Source organism: Dysgonomonas termitidis (assembly GCF_042654545.1).
Classification (GTDB): Bacteria; Bacteroidota; Bacteroidia; order Bacteroidales; family Dysgonomonadaceae; genus Dysgonomonas; species Dysgonomonas termitidis.
Map to the genome: position 1 here is coordinate 1 of NZ_JBHSGN010000076.1, position 24,550 is coordinate 24,550.

General features: G+C 42.0%; 17 protein-coding genes and 2 tRNA genes. 6 read left to right on the forward strand and 13 right to left on the reverse strand.

Annotated features, from left to right (window positions below; translation table 11 throughout):
- From ACFO6W_RS12015 to ACFO6W_RS12025, 3 genes are all read right to left on the reverse strand, one after another.
- The coding region (locus ACFO6W_RS12015) for a helix-turn-helix domain-containing protein (protein ID WP_379996719.1) at window positions 1-625 on the reverse strand (625 nt) is incomplete at its 3' end.
- Window positions 626-753: 128 nt separating this feature from the next.
- Entirely contained in the window at window positions 754-1,512 is a 759-nt protein-coding gene (locus ACFO6W_RS12020) for an SDR family NAD(P)-dependent oxidoreductase (RefSeq protein ID WP_379996721.1), read from the reverse strand.
- A 13-nt stretch (window positions 1,513-1,525) separates the two neighbouring features.
- A complete protein-coding gene (locus ACFO6W_RS12025) occupies window positions 1,526-2,503 on the reverse strand; it encodes an adenosine kinase (RefSeq protein ID WP_379996723.1) in 978 nt (325 codons plus the stop codon).
- A gap of 81 nt (window positions 2,504-2,584) precedes the next feature.
- Between ACFO6W_RS12025 and ACFO6W_RS12030 the strand changes: the two genes are divergently transcribed.
- Window positions 2,585-2,658 (forward strand) — tRNA-Asn (locus ACFO6W_RS12030).
- 35 nt (window positions 2,659-2,693) lie between these two features.
- Window positions 2,694-2,767: transfer RNA gene (locus tag ACFO6W_RS12035), tRNA-Asn, on the forward strand.
- A 105-nt stretch (window positions 2,768-2,872) separates the two neighbouring features.
- Here ACFO6W_RS12035 and ACFO6W_RS12040 read toward each other — a convergent pair.
- The 10 genes from ACFO6W_RS12040 to ACFO6W_RS12085 all read right to left on the reverse strand — a co-directional run bounded on the left by ACFO6W_RS12040 (window position 2,873) and on the right by ACFO6W_RS12085 (window position 18,328).
- Window positions 2,873-4,165, reverse strand: coding sequence for an APC family permease (locus ACFO6W_RS12040; protein WP_379996725.1), 1,293 nt, complete (start codon window positions 4,163-4,165; stop codon window positions 2,873-2,875).
- A 29-nt stretch (window positions 4,166-4,194) separates the two neighbouring features.
- Entirely contained in the window at window positions 4,195-5,043 is an 849-nt protein-coding gene (locus ACFO6W_RS12045; protein ID WP_379996727.1) for a hypothetical protein, read from the reverse strand.
- A 15-nt stretch (window positions 5,044-5,058) separates the two neighbouring features.
- Window positions 5,059-7,239, reverse strand: a complete 2,181-nt coding sequence (locus tag ACFO6W_RS12050) for a HEAT repeat domain-containing protein (RefSeq protein ID WP_379996729.1) — start codon at window positions 7,237-7,239, stop codon at window positions 5,059-5,061.
- Between the two features lie 7 nt (window positions 7,240-7,246).
- On the reverse strand, window positions 7,247-8,842 hold the full coding sequence (locus tag ACFO6W_RS12055; RefSeq protein ID WP_379996731.1) for a DUF6850 family outer membrane beta-barrel protein: 1,596 nt from the start codon (window positions 8,840-8,842) through the stop codon (window positions 7,247-7,249).
- Window positions 8,843-8,863: 21 nt separating this feature from the next.
- Window positions 8,864-10,129 carry a DUF4876 domain-containing protein gene (locus ACFO6W_RS12060; RefSeq protein ID WP_379996733.1) on the reverse strand — a complete coding sequence of 422 codons (1,266 nt, stop codon included), beginning with the start codon at window positions 10,127-10,129 and terminating at the stop codon, window positions 8,864-8,866.
- 15 nt (window positions 10,130-10,144) lie between these two features.
- A complete protein-coding gene (locus ACFO6W_RS12065) occupies window positions 10,145-13,009 on the reverse strand; it encodes a TonB-dependent receptor (protein ID WP_379996735.1) in 2,865 nt (954 codons plus the stop codon).
- 498 nt (window positions 13,010-13,507) lie between these two features.
- A complete protein-coding gene (locus ACFO6W_RS12070) occupies window positions 13,508-14,518 on the reverse strand; it encodes a Gfo/Idh/MocA family protein (protein WP_379996737.1) in 1,011 nt (336 codons plus the stop codon).
- Between the two features lie 59 nt (window positions 14,519-14,577).
- Window positions 14,578-15,336, reverse strand: a complete 759-nt coding sequence (locus ACFO6W_RS12075; RefSeq protein WP_379996739.1) for a glucosamine-6-phosphate deaminase — start codon at window positions 15,334-15,336, stop codon at window positions 14,578-14,580.
- Window positions 15,333-16,538, reverse strand: coding sequence for an N-acetylglucosamine-6-phosphate deacetylase (nagA, locus tag ACFO6W_RS12080; RefSeq protein WP_379996741.1), 1,206 nt, complete (start codon window positions 16,536-16,538; stop codon window positions 15,333-15,335). The genes ACFO6W_RS12075 and nagA overlap by 4 nt, the downstream gene beginning before the upstream one ends.
- Before the next feature lie 635 nt (window positions 16,539-17,173).
- The gene (locus ACFO6W_RS12085) at window positions 17,174-18,328 is read right to left on the reverse strand and encodes a XylR family transcriptional regulator (RefSeq protein ID WP_379996743.1); all 1,155 of its coding nucleotides are present in this window, start codon (window positions 18,326-18,328) and stop codon (window positions 17,174-17,176) included.
- A 727-nt stretch (window positions 18,329-19,055) separates the two neighbouring features.
- Between ACFO6W_RS12085 and ACFO6W_RS12090 the strand changes: the two genes are divergently transcribed.
- Genes ACFO6W_RS12090 through ACFO6W_RS12105 form a run of 4 tightly spaced genes read left to right on the forward strand, consistent with a single transcriptional unit; the run spans window position 19,056 to window position 24,541 of the window.
- Window positions 19,056-20,396, forward strand: a complete 1,341-nt coding sequence (locus ACFO6W_RS12090; protein ID WP_379996745.1) for a Gfo/Idh/MocA family protein — start codon at window positions 19,056-19,058, stop codon at window positions 20,394-20,396.
- A 52-nt stretch (window positions 20,397-20,448) separates the two neighbouring features.
- Complete coding sequence (locus ACFO6W_RS12095; RefSeq protein ID WP_379996747.1) at window positions 20,449-21,777, forward strand: sugar MFS transporter; 1,329 nt, start codon at window positions 20,449-20,451, stop codon at window positions 21,775-21,777.
- Window positions 21,778-21,789: 12 nt separating this feature from the next.
- Complete coding sequence (locus ACFO6W_RS12100; protein ID WP_379996749.1) at window positions 21,790-23,202, forward strand: putative oxidoreductase C-terminal domain-containing protein; 1,413 nt, start codon at window positions 21,790-21,792, stop codon at window positions 23,200-23,202.
- 34 nt (window positions 23,203-23,236) lie between these two features.
- Window positions 23,237-24,541: a Gfo/Idh/MocA family protein gene (locus tag ACFO6W_RS12105; protein WP_379996751.1), complete on the forward strand. Its 1,305-nt coding sequence runs from the start codon at window positions 23,237-23,239 to the stop codon at window positions 24,539-24,541.
- Window positions 24,542-24,550 lie beyond the last annotated feature (9 nt).

Below are 24,550 nucleotides of genomic sequence, written 5' to 3' on the forward strand. Positions count from 1 at the left end.
CAGATGGTTGAGCGACAGGCGGCTGTTCCATAGCTTGCCCTTGCTCATTTTTCACTTTTCGTTCTTCATTTTTCGTTTTTCGCCCTTCCTCTTCCATTTCCTTGTCCACGGCCGCCACTACTTCCGGATTGAGCGAGCCGCCCGAACGGAAGCCGTTCCCTTTCAATATCATCAGCTGACGCCTGGTTTCTTCGTCCTGTACTTCAATGACCAGCGGATGGCGTTCCGATGCAAGCAAGCGGTCTCTGTCCTTCCTCCTTTCCTCCCGGTCGAGTACGTACTTTATCGCGCGGATGCTCGGCGGGCAGAATTTCTTTTCCACTACGCGGCATTTCTCCACCTCGTTCAGCGGATCGTTCTTATCGGGGATGTAGGTGACCTTCTCTTTTTTCTGCATGTATCCCTCGAGCAGTTGTTTCAGTCCGATACGTGCCGAAGCTATCATCACTTCTTCACGGTGGTCGATGGCTTCTTCCACCGCTTCACCGAAATCAGGTTTTGCCTTTTTCCATTCATAAAATGTCTTACGACTGATTTTAAACGATTTGCATATTTCGGAGATGCTGCACAAGTCCTGTTCTATCATCCGGATAATCTCCGAAGCCGTTTTCTCTTTATACTTCATAAGATACTTAAATATTAATGTTAATAATCAGTTTCTTATATAGATAAAGATATTTGGTTCTGATAAATTTTTAGTTATGCAGATATAGCCTCTGCCCGCGCAGACGTCCCGTCCGTGTGCTTTGCATTTTATTCTTCATAGATCATCTTTTTGGTCATACCTCCGTCTATAATAATATTTTGCCCGTTGATAAAATTATTTTCGGGCTGGCAGAGGTAGATGCACATACGTGCGATATCTTCCGGTGTACCCACCCTGTTGGATGGATGTTGTCCGTGGTCTATCGGGCGCAATTCTCCATAGTGTCCCGTGTCTATCCATCCCGGACTGATGCAGTTCACCGTGATATTGTATTTACTCAGGGAGATGGCCAACGCATGGGTGAGGGATACGATTCCCCCTTTCGAAGCCGCATATGCTTCCGAATCGGGTTCACTCATCAGGTAGCGGGTAGACGCCATATTGATAATGCGTCCGTAATTATTCTCCGGTCTGCTTTTTGACCGGTGTTTGGCTAATAATTTAGCGGTAATGAATACAGGCCGGAGGTTTGTCTTCAAAACCTTGTCGAACCCATTGACCGACATATCCAGAATGGAACCGAACTGGCTTACGCCCGCATTGTTAATGATAATATCTATGTCGCCCTTTTGACTGAGGATCGAGGTTATGGCATTTGCTAAAGCCCCTTTATCCGATATGTCGGCTTTAGCAAATGTACATTTATAATCATTCAGTTCGTCGCAGAGTTGTTTCCCCTCTTTTTCGTTTATATCGCAAAAGAATACATCTGCGCCAGCCTTACAGAAAGCGGTTACTATAGCCTTGCCGATCCCAAGCGCGCCTCCGGTGACGAACGTGACTTTGTTTTCCAGAGTATTCTTCATAATGGTAATTGTTCTAGATTAATTTCTTAATATCCTGATGTAATCGGCTCCATTTATTTTCTTCTATTTTAGCTCCGATAGCTTCTATTACATTTGCAGCCAGCAATGTACCTATCCTTCCGCAAGCAGAAAGCGGGCAGTTATGTATCAGGCCATAGATAAAACCTGCCGCATACAGGTCGCCTGCTCCTGTTGTGTCCACGCAATTTACTTTAAGTGCGGGAACGAATACTTTTTCATCTCCCTGTTGAATCCACGAGCCTTTTTCCCCTGTTTTTACAATCGCTGTATCTACCTGCTTCGCTATTTCAGAAACAGCTTCTTCAGGTTCGAGGCTGAACAGGGCTTTTGCCTCTTCTTCATTTGCAAAAACGATATCCACATATCGAGGTATAATTTCGAGCAGGAAATCACGATTGGCTTCCACAACATTATAACTGGCCATATCCAGAATGATTTTTGCTCCGGCTTCTTTTGCCAGTACGATGGCTTTCTTTATCAGGTCGTGGCTTTGTACCAGATATCCTTCGATATAGAAATAATCATATTCTTTGAAATCATTTGCTTCCAGCTCATCAGCATGGAGTAATGCCGCCGCGCCCAGATAAGTGCCGAAAGTACGTTCTCCGTCTTTGGAAATAAATGTAGATGCCACGCCCGAAGCTTCATTCACTTCGGTCAGATGTGACTTTACATGATGCTTCTTCAGGTCTTCTTTATAATATGTACCATAGAAGTCGGAGCCTATGCGACCGAGAAACCCGGTTTCGACATTGAGACTGGCAAGTCCGATGATTGTATTGGAAGCAGAGCCGCCGGAAACAATACTTTTGTCGAGCTTATTAATTTCTTTAGATATTATTTCCAGCTTCGTTTCATCGATAAGTTGCATGCTCCCTTTCGGTAATCCGAGGAGTTCCAGTATCTTATCGTTTTCTATTACTGCTAAAACATCCACAAGGGCGTTGCCCATTCCAAGCACTTTTGTCATTCTTCTTTAATTTTTTGCGTAAAGATATTGCATAATTCAGAAATAAGGCCTATTTTTGCGTCACTTTTGAGAGAAAAATACTCTTCCTTAGCTCAGTCGGTTAGAGCATCTGACTGTTAATCAGAGGGTCCTTGGTTCAAGTCCAAGAGGAAGAGCAAATCTGAAAGGATTCTTTCCCTCAAAAGTATATTCTTCCTTAGCTCAGTCGGTTAGAGCATCTGACTGTTAATCAGAGGGTCCTTGGTTCAAGTCCAAGAGGAAGAGCAAGAAAAGAGTCGTGTAAACTATTTGTAAACGAGTCCGGAAATATTCCGGACTCGTTTATTTTTTGTATCCTTCATGAAAGGATAATGTTTTCGAGCCTGATGATTATTTTGTAAATTTATTACTGAATATGAGCGTTAAGAAGCCTGTCAGCAGGTTGAGGAGACCCAGTAAACATTCTTTTGGACTGTGGATAAACGCAAATATTATCATCCAGAGAGAAACGATGATAAACAGAATCTGGAATAAAGGGAAAAACGGGCTTCGAAAACCATCCGGGTTACTTGTTTTTTTATATCTCAATATCACAACGCCGGTCACGACCAGTAATGTGGATACATTAAGCAATACTCCGCAATAAATCATTATCTGCTCAAAGGTTCCGGTCAGCAAGAGTATCCCGGTTAGTAAAAACTGGAACCATAAGGCTTTGCGGGGTATATGATCCGGTGCAACATTGAAATACTTCCATAAGTTATGTTCCCGCGCGATACTTGATGTAACCCTGGGGCCAACCCATACCATCGCGCTTATTCCCGAAATCAGGATAATGGAGATACCTGCGCTGAATACTTTCGAAGCTGTATCACCCAGCATATATTCTACGGCAATAGTACCTATATTCAGTTTTCCTGCAAGTTCGGTAAAAGGGACATGCTTTAAGAAAACAAACTGAAGTAAAGTATATAGGACGGTCACAAGTAAAGTTCCGCCAATCAGCGCGACGGGCAGAGCCTTTCGGGGATTACGGAATTCTTCGGTTATATAAGCGGCGGCGTTCCATCCTGAATATGAATAGCTGACATAGATAAGGCTCACAGCGAAAGCGAGTGACCCTGTTTCTGTCCAATAAGATTGTTCAAAATTAAAGGCATTCGCTCCTTTTTCCGGTAAAAAGAGACCTGTACAAATAATAATTACGATGAAGAATACTTTCAGAAACGTACTTATATTCTGAAATTTTGAGCTGGAGTTCAGATTGTAACAATGAATAAGTGTAATGAAGAAAATCAGGACGATACCAATCAGCTTCGGATACTTTAATTCTACGGGGAGATATGTGGTAAAAGCAATAACCGATAAGGCGATGGGGGCAGCGAATCCGACAGTCAATGAAATCCATCCTGAAAGGTAGCCGACCACAGGGTGGTATATTTGTGAAAGGAAAGTATATTCGCCTCCCGACCGTTTAATCATTGTACCTATTTCGGCGTAGCTGAACGCTCCCGAAAGGGCTACTATTCCTCCTAATATCCACAGGGAAAGCACGACTCCCGTATTGCTTAACGATTCAAGTTGAAAGCCCAGGCTGGTAAATGCTCCTGCACCTATCATATTGGCTACAACAATAGATACTCCGGTAAGAGCACTTATCTTAGCTTTACTTTTATCCTTCAAAATAGTTTTGTGGTTTATACTGGTTTATATCATTGCCTATTATACTCTATAAGTAACTGGTAAGCGCTGATGGTGCTGTCAGTATTCATATAGCTGTCCCTTATCTTCTTATAATCTTCCAGTATTTTTCCGGCTCTGTTGTATATAGCCGAGTCTACTGCCGGCGCAGGCTTGTGATCTTTGGGGTATGTATAGACGAAATAACCTTTGTCACCGGCATATACAGGTATCTGGAAAAACTCTCTTGGCAGGGATTCTTTCTTCTGGCTCCTTCTTACAGCGTCATCCACAAAGAAATCAACCGCGTAATCAGGATAACCGAACAAATATCCGTATCCCCGGTTGCGTTCGTAACGGTCGGCATTCTCTATTGCACTGACGGCGATGCCGGGATCTGTACCCGGAACTAACCCGAATTGTCCGAAGAAACTTTCTTTTACCCTTAAAAGACTGTCTAATGCGCTTACACGCACAACATTAAGCTGCATTATACGTCTGTTGCCCTGAGCTGCCTTATAGGGAATCATTATAAAACGTAAATCGGGAATATTCAACTTATTTACAGCTTGTTGAACAGCATGCAGTTTGTCCAGATATATTCCCTGGTTTTTACGGTCTACTACATCGGCGCTTGTTTTCTTCAAACTGTCTTTATTGGCTAAAGGATACCAAAAAGAAACGAGGGAACTCATCGGTTTCACTCTGCCTAACATTGTGTAAAGCGCTTCATGGTCGAGCCCGTATTGCAATATGGAGTCTATGAGGTGTTGCTCATATTCTGTAAAGATTGGCTTTATTTCAGTCAGGGGCTTATTGCTCTTACATGATAAGACAAGTAAAAGAAAGAGGGCCGGAATTATATAAATATATTTTTTCATACACTGATCTATTCCTTATTTAGCAGACAACCGGTTGATAGTCTTTTTCATTTCAGATAATACTGAGGTGTCTTTTTCCTTTGTTATCAGCTCGTTTAACCTATCTATTATGTGGAGTTTACGGTAAGAATAGATATACCAGCCCAGAGCTTCGGCCGTTGTCAACCGTATTTCCGCCTCATCGTCCGGATCTGACAATATTGTGAATAATATATCGACTTCATCTGATGCCGGCTGGTTGCGAAAGCGGTTAATTTCAGATAATCGTTTTTTTACTCCTTCCGATTTATTCACCATCAGGTCAAAATCCTTTTTCTTACTTTCTTTGGTCGACCTGATATTCTTCAGGCTGCTGTCAAGCATGTCTCGCGAGTATAAAGGTAGATTTCCGGCTTGTTTCAGTAACTCTGTTTCGAGTTTATCGAGGTTCATCATCCTGAAACCTGAGGATAGTTTAAATACCAGGCGTTTCGATGTATTGTCATTTAGTATCATTCCGGCTACGGATGGCAGCAACTCTTCGGAACCATTTCTGGCAATGAGGTCTATCGCATACCGTTTTGTCAATTCATAGCTGTCAGACGAAGCAGCGGCAAGTACTTCTATAAAATCATCATTATCTATTTGAGATAACAGCATCAGCGCCTCAAGCCTTACGATCATACTGGGCGATTCGAAATAGGATCTTTTCAATAATGCCGAAATGTCCGTATAATCATTCTCGTAGAGCATCCGTAAAGCGATTGCCTGTATATCTACAGACGGGTTTAACAGAGCTTTTTTCCAGAATTTAATATCATTTTTATGAATTGTCAGGGCATCGTTGATATCGAAACCGGTCGTCACATTCCTTGCAAATCTGAAGGTAGGATCTCCAAATATATGCGTTTCCAGAAAGTGGGTGTATTTACCCCATTGACCTATCCGGAGGCCATGGCTGAGAAGTCCAAGGAATTCGTCCGGCCATTTGTCTTGTATGGTGTTAACTGTATTTGCCTGGGTTACAATGGTCTTTCCATTGTTGAATAAATAAGCGCCTGCTATATATTCCTCTTCGAAGAACGAGCCGTTGAAACATGCGTCAAACATAACAAAACGCGCATTAGGGGATATTTCAAGTATATCTTTCGGAGTAATTCCCATCGATGCATTTGTTATTGAGTCACTTGCTATCAGTTCCGGATCGAAAGCTTCTTCACACCATTCGCGCGGTACACCTAACAATTTCATATAAGAGTCTATCGCCTCTTCCTTGCTTTTACCTCTTTCCACAGCTGAAGATATCTTGCTGCGAAGATAAAATTTGATGTTTTCTATCGATGTATTGACGTCATTTCCTTTTTTATTGCCGGTCACATACTGATTGTCATTAGCCCCGTGATGATGGAATAGCATAATATCCAGATCGGGACGGAGAATTTCATTTAACCAATATGGTTTCATCGGCCAATAGGAGTCAAAGTCCATAAACTTAACAAAACTCCCGGGGTTGAATAGTGTCGGGAATTGCTCTTTAAGCGCCAGTTGCTCACCGGACCATGCTACCTGTGATTCGGAATTGTATCCGTATCCCCGGGCCATACTGAGATTATCTATAATATTGTTTTTCTCCTGAGATTTTATGGCAACGGCTTTTACGAGATAATCCCGCAACTGTTCGTATTTTCCTTTACTTCCTTTATCCAACGGCCTGATACGGCCTGTGTAAATATCGGAATGAAGCGACTGCCTGGAATCTGCCCGTAATGAATAATAAAACAAAAGAGGTTTTACAGAGTCTTGTTTCAGAAACTCGAAAGAAAGGTCGAAGTCATCGTAGAAACGGTCAGATGCAATGCTGGAGCGTTGCCAGTCCCGTTTTTGATTCATTTTGAAGGCCGATGTCAAATGTTGTGCATCCCGTATCATAGCCACAGGAATATCCCCGATAAATACGGCTCCTTCTATGGGATTATCGGCTGACAGATATAATTGTTTCAATTTATGCTTTATGGAGTCGGGATTGTTCCAACGGTCGACAACTATAAACGTTTTAAGTCCATCGGCTTCTACCGATCCGGCATAACTTTCGACTTCGCTTTTTGCTTGTACATAGCTTATACTATCTATCACAATGGCAAAGCCTCTCCTTGTGTCTTTAGCTCCTACAGTCGCGCAATAGGCAAACAATAGAATAATAAGTATCTTGTATTTCATTTTCTTCTTAAAATGTAAAACCAAATGATGTTGCAATCCCTATACGATCGGGTTTATTGAAATTATCGGTATCCAGAGCCGATTTTGTATAACTGGCACCGGCTGTCAGATATATGGTTGACGGAAGGTTTCCCATCCGTGTTTGTTTACTTAATTTGAATGAAGCATCGCCTCTATAATGATCGGATGTAAGATATTCAAAGACAGGATACGACCACAGATTAGCTAAAGCCAGACCTGTAAAATCCGCTTTTGAAGAAAGATTACGTTGGTATGAAGCCTTTAAATCGAAGCCTAATTGGAAATTCTTTGGCAACCGGAAGGTCTTGCCTCCTTTTATAGCGACATTGACGTTTGAATATTTTTGCAGATGCATATCAGGCAGGAGTGTGGTCTTATGTTGCTCAAATTCTGCCGCGACTCCCAGCATATAATCTTTCCAGCCGGATCTTTCTTTCAGCCATATGTAATCCAGTCCGATTTTTGTCGTTTTATTTTTATATTTTACCGATTTATTATATATCTCCCAGATTTGCTGATTATTACTGTTTGTTATTTTTTTCTGGTCGTACCATATACCTTTGGAATTGTTGTTGTCGATATTGACCTTTAGAATATGTGATGTTTGACCCTGTTTTACAGAAAATATATTCATCAGCGAGTAAATTGTTTCCTTATAATCTCCTGATCTGAACATATTACTATTCCCGGAGCCACTTACAGAACTATTGTCACTCTCCGAGACAGCACCGTCTTCAGACTTTTCTTCATTGCTTTTATAGCCTAACTGGAGAATATTTTCATATATATTCTTTCTCCATTTAATCTGGGCATTACTACCAAACGCAGTTCCTTTGTATTGGCGGCCATGTGATATTCCCGATTCGATGGTATAATTGCCTAATCCTTGAAACAGGAAGTAATTATGGTCTTTCTTAGTAGTTGTGGTAACGGAGATAACTTCCTTATAGCCTTCATATCCAAAATCAAGCCCGATACTCCAATCCGGCAATAAGTTATACATGATACCCGGGTAAATAGAATAACGTGTGGCATCAATCCTGGGCCGGGGGTCGCTCTGGTCGGCAGAGCTGCCTCCATTGTAATCTACGGCAACGGCCCATTTCAGTTTTTTGTTGAGGGTGGAAGCCATTACTCCTTTTATGGCGAAACGTTCATTGTCATAATCACCTCCTATACTGTCACCCAATATGAAGGGATTGCCTTGGGAAGGCATCAGTACGTCTTTCCACTTCTGGCCTTTCAACCCTGATATATTGTAGGAAAAACTTCCGTAGAAATGAAGTTTATTTACCCGTTTAAATCCTTCCAATGCGACTTGTCCGCTATTCATAGACCTCGGGTCAGAAATATATTTATAATCTCCCGAAGTATGATTATAGGTAATCTGTCCGTTCATCCGGTCCCTGTCTACTTCGATATATGCAACAGGATTTGACGTTTGCAGTCCGGTATATTGTATTGGCAATAGCGAATAGTCGGCAGGGCTTGTAATGCTGTCGCCAGACTGGGCATTACAAGTTGCCGCTGTGTACAGACAGATGAATCCGGTCAGGATTATATTTTTGTAAATAAACTTCATCTAGGTTTATGATTTAATTATCTAGTCTACTGTGACAGGATGAACAAATGGGGTAGGAGTCTGATCTTTCAGGAAGTCCTCTGTCGAGTTGTTTGTATCTTTGTAGATAACTTTGCCGTCTATTATCTGCTTCACTTTACGGCGGACACTTTTTCCGTTATATGTACCTCCTGTTATAAACGTATAACCCGCGTCCAGATCTGAATGAATTCTCTTATTACGTTTCCCGGGGTCATTATAGACACATTCTATCGCATCCACCACATATTCTTTTGGAATCATCAGATATTGTGTAGCTGCAGATGTACCCGGTTTTGTGGACAGATTGCTTGCATTTGCCGCGAATGCAGCGGGATCTACTCCTTCCGGGAAGCGGAACATTATCAGTGCAGGGCCGAATACCGAATATAAAGCGTCATTCTGTGTCGTTGTAGTTGTCGATAATAAGGTCAGATTAGGTACACCGGCGGCATCCGCATCTTTTCCATTATTGATGTCCCCTACATAAGTTTCCCATGTCGCATTACCCAGGTTTACAGGAGAAGCCGGATTGCCCAGAGGGTCTGTTTGATGATCTATGCCATCCTGGGCAATCACAATACTGGTGCGAGGCTCGAGCGGATGATCTTTACCTGATCCCTCTATATAAAAACTATAGCCCCACAAAGGCAATACATTTAAGAGTTCCCCATTGTTATCGACCCAGACGGATGCACTACTGGAGGTAGCCGGATCTAAACAGCCAATACCTATATTATCCAGATATATAACTTCGTCTGAGTTGTTATATATTTCCATAAACTGATCGGAACTATAACCTACGGCTTTTCCTTCTACCGGAGAACCTGCATAATAATATTCTTTAAATACAAGTCCACCTGTAAGAGATGTTGCATGGAGGTCTACAGAAACAGCCATATCCAGAGACACAGTCTGATTTTCTTTCAGCCCGTTGAAGGCAAATTCTTCAGTTTCGTGAACTACGGTGAAGTTATATAAACCTGATACCAGATTGAATTGAGCTATACCACTGGCATCGGTGGTAGCTGCAGTACTGGAGCCGGTCTGGGAATTTACTGCTTTTACTTCAACTCCCGAAGCCAGCCCGTTGTATCCTTCCGGGTAATTTACTGTTACTTTTACGACATATCTTTTTGCTTCTTCATCATTGTCGCTACATGACGGAAGTAATAATATTGAAAGTAAAAAGATAAGCAAACAAAGTGACCGGGCGGTTTTAACCGAGAACTCTTTAGCATTGTTATGCTTAAAAAGTAATGTTTTCATAATTGTTTCGATGTTTTAAAATTTATAATTGATTTCTGCTCCAAAGTAGAACCTCGTGTTCCTTTTTACATCAAGTGAGGTCCTGTTGCTTTTTTGCAGCGGATTCATTTTCAGAAAGTTATTTGCCATAAAAGACAATGTGAGATTGCGCGAAAATTCTTTTGTCAACCGCAGGTTGAACTGAACGGCCGGAGGCAGGCTTTCTTCTACAAAGTAGTACGATTCACTGTACGTCCTTACCATTGCCTGATAGTCATTATGGGTGGAATATTCAGGTTTCCAATCATGGATAGTGCCTGTATTGTCCATAAACCCGACAGGGTCTACATAGCGGGTAGCACTCATATCTTTCAAGGCAGCATCGCCATACACCCTGTTGCCATTATCATCGTAATAGTAAATCAGGGAGTTGCCATTTTCATCATCCCATTTGTATTTGAACTTAGAGTTCCACACTATCTGGCTTGTAAGTGAAACTATCATTTTTAGTTGGGGTACATGGGTTATCATCCGGATATTTGTATTTATCCGCTGCCGGATTGTTTTATCGTTGGCCGGCATTACTGCTATATACGGATATGGTTCTCCATATAAAAGTTGCGAGATAGTTATGTATGTAGGGAGAGTATTGTAGCTTTCCTGCCACAACCAGGCTCCGTCTATGACAAACGATGTATTTATGGCTTTTATCTTACCTAAATCGACAATGTATTCAAACCCTTTTTTTATAAGCGTCTGGTTGTTTGCCGGCGTATTGTAAGTATATATCGCTACACTGGTCGATGATGGAGCCTCCAGGCGGTTTCCGTTCTCGTAATAGTAGACTTTGCCGTTTTCAAATTCCGGCATTTTGCCTGCTCCGTTTACTGTAAACTTCTCATAAAAAGAGAAGTGAGGAGTGGAGTAAAACGATAGCCCGTCTTTTAATTTTTCGTGATATGCTGTTAATGAGACGGAGACTTTATTTATCCTGAAAGACAAGCCTAACTCTTTTTTAGTGCTGCGTGCCGGTTTCAGGTTAGGGTTGGATGTGTTTAATACTTCGGTCGATATCACAGCTAAAGAGTTTTCCCCATCCAGATAATTGAGACTCATATTGTCGAAATAGGCATTATCCGGCGATATATATGACAAGGTTGGCATTTTGGATGAAAGTCCATAGCCTATGTCGATACTAAAATGATCGAATAACTGGTTGTTCTTTTTATTGAGAAATTCAAAACTTGTATTTATTCTGGGTTCTACCGAATGAAAATTTCCCGGTTGTACTTTTACAAAACGTGTCCCTGCCTGTACTGTAAGCTCGGTTGTGCCTATAGGCTGTACAACTTTATCTTCTATAAAGAAGGCATAACTTTTTAGCGTAGGGATGTCTTTAGGAGCCCTTGGCCTGATACTGGTTGTAAGATTTAGCATTGGCGGCCTGGATATGTCATATTCAAGCCCGCGGCCGTTATTCCCTGTAAGAGAGAAGTCTAATCCCATCTTAACGGAATTGAGGGTTTGCTCGAAAAATTGGCGGCTCCAGTTCCCTTTTAGTTTGGCAAAAACGTTATATGGTTTACCATCTGTAGAGTAATCCGTATAAAATACCCCCGGCAGATATTGTTCCTCAAACATTCCGCCTTCGTAGGAAGTGGGATAGGGTACAGCTCCGGTAGACAGTACCTGTAATGACTTGGTACGGCTTGTGTTCGATGCATAGTCACCCGATATACTATATTCCAGATTGGTGATCCATGATTTACGCAGCATCCATTTACCATCGATTCCCCAGCGGACTCCTTTTTGTGATGTCTTTTTTAATTCTTCGCTATTCATCTCAGGGTCGGACTTATTCTCGTCGATCGTGCTGTAGCCTGACAAGCGGATATTCACATCTAAAGGATTCGCTTTGTTGAGGAAAGTATTTGAGTATGCCACTGTTGCTGTCAGGCGCTTATAACCGTCAGATTTTTCACGAATATCATCGTAAGCTTCAGCATAATCAGCTCCTACGTTCAGTATGCCGGAGCGCTCTGGTAAGCGTAAGCCTTTATATATACTTCCTATCTTAGTATTCGGGTCTGTTTTCAATTTGGCTGTCCAGGGTTGCTCCCCGATCTTTGTTTTTACCAACACAACTCCTGAGGTAAGATTTCCGTATTCAGCAGAAGGCACCCCTTTGATGACTTCTACCGACTCCAGGTTGTCTGCGGAAATGTCACGTAAATCGATCCCTCTCCCGGAATAGCTGGTTTCATTGAATGATTTACCAGACCGGGATGTGTTGATCGTCTGCATGTTCGCGTCATTTGATATTGGGGCTCCATCCACAATAACCAACGTTCCCAATGCGCTGTTGTCGTTTTCTGTTATTTCCCTGATCTTTACTTGTCCCGGTGATGACAAAGCCGGATTGTCCGTTATTTGTCCCGGTAGCAATTGGAATATATCAGTTAAGCTTTTGGGCTGAATATGCTCGATTGCTTCTCTTCCGATTGTTGAGATTGACCCCAGCTTGTTTTCTGTTGCAGTAACCGTTACTTCATTCAAAGACAGGCTTGTCGGTTGTATTTTCTGTGTCCATCCTTCGATATTTGAATGAATGGCTTTGGTTACGGTTATTTCTTTATAACCCAGGAGGTAAAATCTGATACGGTGTGTCCCTGCAGGAACATTGTCCAATACAAATACTCCCTTTTCATCGCTTCTGGACCAGAGGCCGAGATCGACAATAGAGATAATTGCCATCTCTACCGGAGCCATCTCCAAAGAATCTAATACAACACCTTTGATTTGATAAGTATTATTCTGAGCCAGGGATGGATTTGTGTTACCTAAAATTAAGAAAAGGATTACTACTGCAGCAAGTTTACTGTGAAAGAAATTCTCTTTCATTCGGCAAAATTTATTAAATTTTATCAACAGATAAATGATGGATGAATTACAATCTATTAAATGATCATCAAAATTAGACTGTTTTGAAGATATCCTCAATACCTATTTCTGGGTATTTTTACCGTGCATCATACTCATTTTTATGTTAAATTGGGAGGAGATAATACAAAAAACAAGCAGCTTTCGTTGTAAGGCTGTTTTGGTATCTCCGACCCGGGAAGAATATAGACAGGCAATAATGCAATTTCACTTTTTGTCCCGGATACAGAATGTATGCATAATTATCTGACAGTAATACTGCGGCAGACAGGCTGAAGCCTAAAAATATTTCAAAGAACTCATAACTTAAAAACCGGCTAAATATAAGAATAAGGAACGTGAATCACTGTTCGATACATTTACGTATAAAAGGAAGCTATCCAACCGGGCAACTTCCTTTTTTCAGAAATATGACTACTCATTAAATTACTTTTACCTGTTAATGATGCACGAAGAATGCTAATCATTTAGATTTTTCAGGATACGTTCGGCATCCAGCTTTCCTTTTTCCAGGATACTTTCCATCAATACCGGAGCCCCGTTCTGACGTTTGCTTTCGTTCGATGCTTCCATAAATGTGAATATCTCGATTGTCTCATCAGGGTCGACAGGCACTTCTTTCGTCTTGAAGAATTGCAGAATCTGATCCAGCAGTACCGCATATCCCTTATAACCATCGGCCTGCACTACCTTTGTGCTACAAAAAACTGTTCCCCCGAAGTAATTATGGCCTGTGCGGATACTGCGGAATGTTCCGATCCTGCCGTCTGCCCATACACCTGTGACTACGCTGAAATCCTTTGTCGATAAGCGGCTTACTTCTGTGCATCCGGTTCCCATAACGGTATATAACGTTTCCACACCATGTATGCCGTACCACGTGAAATCTGCATGACTGGGTTCGTATGCATCAGGTGAATAGCAATCCGCTCCAAGCACTTTACCATGATCTCCCTTACGTATTTCCTGATTTACAGGGGAATATCGGAGGGCTGAAGACGAAAATACAGGAACATTATACTTTTTTGCGAGTTTAAATATCGCGATTGCTTCAGCCAGATTGGCGGCAACCGGTTTGTCTATAAACATGGGTTTTCCGGCTTTAAAAACTTCGAGAGCCTGTTCCAAATGCAGATTGCCATCATTGGTTTCGAGGAGTACACAATCTACCTGTTTGAGCATTTCGGCAATTGAAGATGTTATCTTTACTCCGTGATTCCCGGCTTCTTCAATATATCCGGGTATGCGTTTTGCGCTACTCTCGATTGTTTTTGATCCGTAGGGATAAGCAGCGACAATCTTGAATCCTTTGTACTGTTCAGCTGCATTTTTATCATTCAACAGTTTGATAAATGCCGGGGAGTGTGATGTATCCAGTCCTATGATTCCCAGTTTTATTACATCCTGGGAATACAAACCTCCTGATATAAACAGGGAGATGATTGATATTACTATAATTTTTAGCTTCATATGGCAGTAATTATTATAAGGTTAGGGTCTCTCAGACCTATTCATTGTTTTGGCTATCCTCACTGAACCAGTAAAGAGGCACTATCTTTATCGAGATATAGGATGACATCATCCTCAGTCCTTAGTACAGATGCCGGACAGGCTTCCGAAATATCTCCGTTTATCATATTATATATGGCCTGGGATTTAGATTTGAATGGTACTATACAGTACAAATACCGGGCTGATAGTAAGGTCGGTATCGTCAATGTCAACGCCTGTTCCGGCACATCTTCTATTCTGGCAAAGCACTTGTCGTTTACCTGCTGTTGCCTGCACATTTCGTCGAGTGTAACAACCTTAACAGTCTCCGCATCATTAAAGTCGGCAACATGGGGATCATTGAACGCAATGTGTCCGTTTTCACCTATGCCCAGACATACAATGTCAGGCGGATTCCTCTCCAGCAAAGCGGTATAGCGTTTGCATTCCTCGTCAGTCGGTTTATTTCCGTCAAGATAGTAAATATTCCGGAAGGGCAGCAGTCCGAATATCTCTTTTTTGAGGAAATTGCCAAACCTTTGCGGTGCATCTTCACTCAGATCGATATACTCGTCCAGATGGAAAGCATTGATTCTTCCCCAATCTATATCTTGATAACTAACCAGTTCCTTTAGAAATTCAGACTGAGAAGGAGCCGCCGCAAAAATCATATTGATATGTTCATTCCGGCTGAGAAGTTCTTTTATTTGTGTAGATACATCCAACGCAGCATTGACTGACATTTCTTTAGTTGAAGTATATATTTTTACCGTCAACTTGTCCTTTTTAAAGATCATGATTTAAGATTATTGTTTTGTGTATAAATAACTTTACCTTTTACGATTGTCGTTTGTACCGCAATATCAGAGTCGAAAATAACAATGTCGGCATCCTTGCCTGACTCAAGAGATCCTTTGGTTTTATCAACACCAAGAATACGGGCAGGATTCCGGGTTATCATCTTTATCGCATCGGATAAAGAAATCCCGGCAACTTCGACCATCGTGCGCACGAGCCGGTCGGCCGTGGCCACACTGCCGGCGAACGCGCTACGGTCGGGAAGTTTGGCTACGCCATCTTCTACAACAACCACCTGCCCCTTGTCTCTACTGCCCAATATATATTCTCCGTCCGGCATGCCCGCAGCCCTCATGGAGTCGGTGCACAAGGCAATATTATCGATGGATTTGAATTTACAAACATACTGGAGCAACGATTTAGGAAGATGTATTCCGTCGGCGATGATCTCCACGCTCATATCATCTATCATATAAGTGGCTTCAACGGCTCCTGCATAGCGGTAAGCGTTGCGCCGGGTGATTGTGGACATGCAGGAATAGAGATGGGTAACGTGAGTGAAGCCGTTTTTATAAGCTTCGGTAACCTCTTCATAAAGCGCGTCTGTATGCCCGAGTGAAGCCAGAATACCTTTCGACCGCAACAATCGTCCCAATTCTAAAGCGCCATCCAGTTCGGGAGCCATACTCCAGCGGATAATGTGTTTCTCTCCGTGAGCTAATATCAGGTTATACTCTTCCGGTTCCGGGTTCCTCAGGTATTCCGGGTCTTGGGCGCCCCGCTGATTGTAGGCAAAATAAGGCCCTTCGAGATGTAATCCCAGAAAATCCGCACCATCTGTATTTTGCTCTTTTGCCTGTTCATATATAGTAAATGTGTTTAGCAGTTCTTCTGTCGTGCTGGTCAGGGTGGTGGGGACAAGGCTTGTTGTTCCGTACCGCGCATGTGTACGGGCCGCCCCGAGGTATGCTTCCACTGTATTGTCCATGAAATCATGTCCTCCGGCACCATGTGTATGCATATCAATAAATCCCGGGGATACATAGTTTCCTTTGGCATCGATTACCATATCAGAATCGTTGTATTTGCCAAAAGGACCTTCCCCTATCTGCGATATAATGCTGTCGGTGCATACGGCAAAGCCGTTTTTTAGTATCCCTTCAGGTAGGATTAAAGTAGCATTTTCTATTATAGTTCTCATTTCGGGTTCTGTTTTTAGTAATCGGTTAGGACTGATTTAACGATAGCTCAAAATTAAGCTTTTATATTTTCAGAATATGGTTTGTAATGCGAATGACTGTTCTCATAAGACGTCAATGTTTCATTTAGAACATGAAATGGCGTCCTGTTACAATTGACAATAATCAGATAAAGTAAGAGCTTATCAATGCTTGTCATCAGCCACTATCAACTCAAAAGGTAACACTATTTACAGTAAACAGTAAACAGTGAACAACTCGTATCTCGTATCTCGTATCTTGTCTACTCGTAACTCGTAACTGCCTCTAGGGCGAAGAAATAATATTCGCCGAAGCGAAGGCGAGGCAAACTTGTAACTGTTAAAAAGTAACAAAGGTAACAGATATATCAGTTAACAGTTAGCAGTAAACAGTGAACTAACTTGTAACTTGTAACTGCCCGCAGGGCGAAGTAACTTGTAACTGCTTTAATCAATCTATCAAAGAACTATCAGCTAACAGCTAAAGGCTATCGGCTCTTATTTTATAGATAAATGTTTAAGAAAAAAATAACAACCGTTTTTACCTGAAAATTCCATACGGAAATAATTGAAAAGTATTTCTGCGCCTTAGCGTCTTTGCCGGAGATGATCAGTTCTTATTGCTTCTTATATAATTTTCTGTATTCCGCAGGCGATATGGATTTATATTTCCGGAATATCCGAGATACATTTTTAAAATCATCGAATCCGGACTGTATGGCAGCATCCGGCAGATGTTCGTCAGTGGTTAACAGTAGTTTTATAAAATGATTGATACGGTGATCCAATACGCATTGGTATATGGATGTGCCGACCAAGGCTTTGAATTTTTTTTCAAGGACCCTCCTCGATAAAGGGACGATATCGACTATATCGTTGACTGATACCTTGTTATTGTAGTTTTTGTTGATATAATCCAGTATTATCTTTATGTGTTCGTCCGAAACGGCATATTTGTCTGTCGACGATCTGTTTTCTATATACAGGGGCTTGACTACTATATTGAAAGCCTCTTTTATCTCCCCTTTGATATATTTGTCGAGTAGCCTGGCTGCCTGATATCCTCCGTTTTCCACATCGAGTACGATGGAGGATAGCGTAGGAGTGGACAGGTTACATAACAGTGTATCGTTGTCCACGCCCAGTATAGCTACTTCATCAGGTATATTGATATTAAATATGTTGCAGGTTTCCGATATTTGCAGTGCATAATAATCGTCACAGGCGAAAAGGGCAGTCGGCTTAGGAAGGGATTGCAGCCATTTCCCCATATATTCTGTATTGTAAAGCCATTCTTTGTTGTCGGGATTTTTGTTTTCCAGTATCTTGCATTTATACCCGGCTTTTTCAATTCTTTCCTTATAGCCTAATCCTCTCTCCCGGGACCAGATTGCATTCGAGTACCCGTAATATGCAAAGTTTCGGTAACCTTTCGCCAGAAAGAAGTCTGCGGCCATGGCACCTGTTTCGTAGTAGTCACCTGTCAGATTCGAAATGGATTTATTCCTGTCGCGATAGTTCTGTACAATGATCGGGATATCCAGAGTTTCGAATAATTCCAGATTTACATCCCGGAGTTGTGCTATGATGGCGTTTGCTTTCCATTTTTTTGCAAAGTCGGCGACACCCGCTTCGCCATACATCATTTGGTAATACAGAGGCATCCGCAGAAACGACCACGGCCCCACTTCTCTGGAGTACCGGATAATACCTTCCAGCAACCGGCGGCTATAACCACTCGAAAAATCTGTCAATACAAGTATCTTTAGCATAGTTATACAAGATTAGTTTAAAGTATTTTGGTTTATGATAGATAAGGTGATTGTACTATGAAATAAGCGAATTTTAAACTGGCTCCAAATCTTAAAAATAATCTAAACATTGTTTAATCGCCGGAATATTCAAATTTAATTTTTATATTTCCAAACAGAAAGCTAAGTAAAGTTATTTATATGCCTCAACCTGATATTTAGACTATAGTAGCAAATACGAAACTATATTATAAGTATAATATGGAGTTTTAGACTTGAAGAAGTATAACGGCTCCACATATTTTTTTATATCAGGCCGGAAATATTCAGTGGCTAAAGATAAAAATAATTTATAAATGAAATTGATACCTTGATATGGATACCATATTATTAAGAGATTATTAACATAAAATTCAAAATACGAAGAAATACCAATCTTTACTATTTGTGTATACCGGCCTGTGTGGATTTAAATACTCTGTATTACAGTGTATTGGTGAGCTATGGCGGGAATCTCCATATTTGCTGTTAGATTTAACATTATCTGTCTTTAAGACGAAACACAGTCTCCGTGATATTCAGAATGTCTGATAATATATGTATAATAAAGGCTTTAGGTCATTGCAGGGAGATGTTGACGTTTTTTGAGAATAGTAAGGCGTCATTTGAGTTCGGTTTTGTATCAAATAAGATTTTCTTTGTATTTAGTAACTGAGAATCAAATTTAACCTCTATAAAACACATTATCATGAGTACACGACGTGATTTTATAAAAAAAGCAATTGTGAGCACATCGGCTCTTTCGTTCGGGGGAGTTTTAAACGGTTTAAGTGCAAAAAGTTATTCCAATATCAACGGGGCAAACGACAAAATACGTATTGCCGCAATTGGAGTTAATTCGCGGGGAGGGGCCTTGGCTGCGAACTTTGCGAAACAAAAAGGTTGCGAGATAACCTATATATGCGATGTCGACAGCCGTGCTATCGCCAAATGTTCCGATGCCGTAGCTAAGATTCAGGGATTCAGTCCAAAGGGCGAAAAGGATTTACGGAAAGTTTTCGAATCGAAGGATGTGGATGCGGTTATCATTGCCACACCCGACCACTGGCATGCCCCCGCGGCTTTGATGGCGATGCAGGCAGGCAAAGACATATATCTGGAAAAGCCATGCAGCTATTGTCCCGAAGAAGGCGAAATACTTATCAACGGCGTAGCAAAGTATAACAGGGTTCTGCAAATGGGTAACCAGAGACGTTCCTGGCCAAATGTACAGGAAGGGATACAGGCGATAAAAGAAGGCATTATCGGTAATGTACACTTCGGGAAAGCATGGTACACCAACAATCGCACCTCGATAGGTACAGGAAAAGAGGTTGCCGTACCCGAATGGCTCGACTGGGATCTATGGCAGGGGCCTGCGCCACGCATTGCTTATAAAGATAATATAGTACATTACAACTGGCACTGGTTCTGGCGCTGGGGAACAGCCGAATCCATGAATAACGGCACACATATGGTCGATATACTGCGCTGGGGTATGGAACTGGAATATCCTACGATGGTGAACTCGGCCGGGGGGCGTTATTTCTTCAAAGACGATTGGGAAACACCGGATACACAAGTGATAAATATGGAATTCGGGAAGAATAAATCCATGACTTGGGAAGGCCGTAGCTGTAACGGAAGAACTATCGAAGGCAGCAGCGTAGGCGCTATGTTCTACGGGGACAAGGGTAGTATGCTGATTACCGGAAGTGACGGTTACAGGATTTTCGACCTGGATAATAAAGTCGTGAAACAGCAGTACAGCAAAATTGAGATAGATCCGCGCAACCTGATGAATCCTGCCGAAAGTCTGGACGCTCTGCATATAAATAACTTCTTCGATGGTATCAGGAAAGGAGAAAAATTGAATTCGGATATAGTTTCAGGGCATAAGAGTACATTGCTGATGCAGGTCGGTAACATTGCTCAACGCGTAGGGCGGCAGTTGAACATAGACCCGGCAAACGGACGTATCATGCAGGATACGGACGCGATGAAATACTGGAGCCGCGATTATCAGCCTGGTTGGGAAATGAAACTGTAAATGAGTATTTTTTAATCTTTAAATTTTAAAATCTTGAAATATAAAAATACCCATGAGCCAAATAAACAATCAACAATTAAACAAACGTAATACAACCATTGCAATAGTTATTGTAGGTGCGATGTTCTTTATCTTCGGTTTGGTCTCATGGGTTAATGCGATCCTTATTCCATATTTCAAGATTGCGTGTGAATTGACGCACTTCGAATCCTACTTCGTGGCCTTTGCCTTTTATATAGCCTATTTCTGCCTGTCTATTCCATCGGCCCATATATTAAATAAAGTGGGCTATAAACGGGGGATAATGTATGGCTTCTTCTGTATGGCCGTGGGGGCGGCCTTGTTTATCCCTGCTGCTCTTACCCGGACATACGGAATATTCCTCGCCGGATTGTTTGTAATAGGCGCGGGGCTGACGATACTCCAGTCGGCGGCCAATCCTTATATAACGATCGTAGGGCCTATCGAGAGTGCGGCTAAGAGAATAAGTATGATGGGGATATTCAACAAATTCGCGGGTATAGTCTCCCCTCTTATCTTCGCTGCCGTGGTACTGAAGGTTACGGACAGTAGCCTGTTCACCCTCCTGGAATCCGGCACATTGGACGACGCCTCCAAAAATATGATGCTCGATGATCTTATCCGCAGGGTAATAAAGCCTTACGCGATATTATCCGTAGCATTATTTTTGTTCGGAGTATTTGTCCGCTATTCCGTACTGCCCGAAATAGATCCTGAAAAAAATAATAAGGAAGAGGAGAATTGTACTCACAAAAGGACTTCCATCTTTCAGTTTCCATATCTGATACTGGGTGCTTTTGCTTTGTTCGTTCATGTAGGGACACAGATTATAGCCATCGACACCATTATCAGTTATGCAGGCTCAATGGGCATGAATCTCTTGGAGGCCAAAGCTTTCCCTTCTTATACTTTGACGGCGACCATAATCGGTTATATGATAGGAATTGTATTGATACCAAGATATGTATCTCAGACAAGGGCATTGCAGGTTTGCTGTACACTCGGTCTGTTACTGTCTTTCGCCATTATCCTTGTAAGTAAGGAAGTTGTTATTCTTGGTCACGAAAGTACCCTTTCCATCTGGTTCCTGTGTGCGCTGGGACTTCCCAATGCCCTTATCTATGCAGGCATATGGCCGCTGTCGATAAAAGGATTAGGACGGTTTACAAAGATAGGGTCATCACTGATGATTATGGGGTTGAGTGGAAATGCGATAATGCCGATAGTTTACGGGAGTTTTGCCGACCTCTGGGATTTGCAACATGCTTACTGGGTATTGATTCCATGCTATATGTATCTGATATTCTTTGCTGCACACGGACATAAGATTCAATCATGGTCATTCAGGCCAAAGAAATAATACATTTGATATATGAAATACTTAAAATATATATTCTGCTTTCTTCCGGTTCTGATTCTAATCACAGCTTGTAATATGCAATCGGGAAGTAAGAAATTTAATGGTTCGGAAGGAGAAGTGCGCCTGATCACAGTAGCACCCGCACACTTCCATGCTGCTTTGTTGCAGAAGTCCATGTTGCAGCAACTGAATTACAACGTGCAGGTATATGCCCCGAGCGGGCCCGAACTGAATAATTATATGGACCTGATTGATTCATATAATACCCGGGAGAATAATCCCACATATTGGAACCTTAAAGTATATACAGGGGATGATTTCTTCGGGAAAATGCTCTCCGATAAGAGCGGGAATGTCGTGGTGCTGGCCGGAAACAACCAGTTGAAGACTGATTACATACTACGTTCTGTGGGTGCCGGGCTGAATGTCCTTGCCGATAAACCGATGGCAATAGATAAAGCTTCTTTCGAACAATTGAAAGAAGCATTTACACTTTCTGCAAAAAATGATGTACTTTTGTATGATATCATGACCGAACGCTATAATTTCATCAATATACTGAACCGTGTCCTTATGCAGGACAAAGAACTCTTTGGCACGATAACCAAAGGCACGCCGGAAAATCCTGCCGTAGAAATGGAAAGTGTACACCACTTCTATAAAATTGTATCCGGGACACCTCTTACACGTCCTGCATGGTATTACGATGTGGAACAGCAGGGTGAAGGAATTGTGGATGTTACCACACATCTGATCGATATCGTCAACTGGGAATGTTTCCCCGAAGTCGCACTGGATTATAAAAAAGACATAAAAGTGACCGGCGCCAGCCACTGGGCAACACCTGTCACTTTAGAACAATTCCGCCGTTCTACAAAGGCTAAGAAATTTCCCGGTTATTTAAGCAAATATGTAAAAGACTCCATTTTATACGTCAATGCCAATGGTACGATCAATTATCAGGTAAAAGGCGTGAATGTCGGCATAAAAGTTGTGTGGGACTATCAGGCGCCCGAAGGAACAGGCGATACGCACCGGACGATAATTAACGGGACCAAAGCGGTACTGTTGGTACTACAGGGGAAAGAGCAAGACTATAAATCCAGGCTTTATATCAAAAAAGGAGCAGAGGCTACCGAAAGCGATTTCAGGAAGAATATTGCAAGAGCGATCAGCGACCTGAAAAATATTTACCCCGTATCACTCAAAAATGCATATGACGGCATGTTGGAAATAGAAATATCTCCGAGTATGGATGACGGGCATGAAGCACATTTCTCGAAAGTAGCGGAGAAATACTTCAACTTTCTGATTACACGTGAAATGCCCGATTGGGAAGTGCCGAATATGCTGGTTAAATATTATATAACAACCACCGCCCTGGAACTTGCTAAAGAAAAAAGATCCGGTGCATTGAAACAATAAAAGAGATGATATTTAAAAAAAAACAATATAGACGATGAAAACACAAAATTTATCTCGCAGAGATTTCCTGAAGAATATGGGTGTAGTAGGAGGGGGTGGACTTCTGTTATCTTCTTTACCGTTACTGCATGCATATGCCCTTAAAAAAGAGAAGGATGTAGCCGGATCTAAAGCCCGGCTTGCAATTATCGGAACGGGTTCGAGGGGAATGTATCACATTAATCATCTGTTGCAGATTCCACATGCTGAAATAGTGGCTATATGTGACATTTACCAGCCTCACTTGGATAATGCGGCAAAGCTATGTCCAAAGGCAAAGCAATATAAAGATTACAACGAAGCAATTAATGCCGCGGACGTCGACGGTATCCTGATCTCTACACCGCTTCATCAGCATGCGCCTATTTCTATTGCCGGACTTAAAGCCGGAAAGCATGTATTTTGCGAAAAATCGATGGCAAGAACTATCGAACAGTGTAAAGAGATGTATGAGGTTTATAAAGAAAGCGGCAAAGTCTTGTACATTGGGCTACAACGCTTGTTTGACCCTAAATACCTGAAAGCTCTGGAGCTCATACAGAACGGTACAATTGGTGAGATAGTAGGTCTTCGTAACTTCTGGTACCGGAATAACGACTGGCGCAGGCCTGTACCTGAACCATCGTTGGAGAAACAGATAAACTGGCGTTTATACAGGGAGTCTTCGGGCGGTTTGATGACTGAACTTGCTTCGCATCAGCTACAGATGGGCACTTGGGTAAATAAGTCCCTGCCTGACTATATTACAGGTTTCGGAGATATCCTTTTCTGGAAAGACGGACGAGAAGTTTACGACAGCGTAAGCGTTATTTACCATTATTCCAACGGGTTGCGTATGACATTCGAATCCATTATCTCGAATAAGCATTACGGAATGGATGAGCAGGTACTCGGTCATAAGGGTACACTCGAACTGGCACAGGGACTGCTATATATGGAAAATCCAAAACCGGCGCCGGGAATACAACAACTGATAAATCAGATAGAACATAAGGTATTCGACAGTATACCGTTTGCCGGTCCCAGCTGGGTGCCTGAAACTGCATCTAAGGCGTTGGGAGAGCCTATTTTAGATAATATCCAGACACACGACGGGTCTAACACTACAGGCGCTGCAGTAGATGATGGTTCATTGGCTCTTGTATCTGCTTATTGTACTTCTGTTATCACCGGAGAATCTATGCCGATGCTGGTAGAGGAAGCATATTATGCATCCGTTCTGGCCCTGTTGGGAAATAAAGCTATGGAAGAGCGTTCTGTAATCGAGTTCCCTAAAGAATACGAAATACCTTACCTGTAATATAACTAC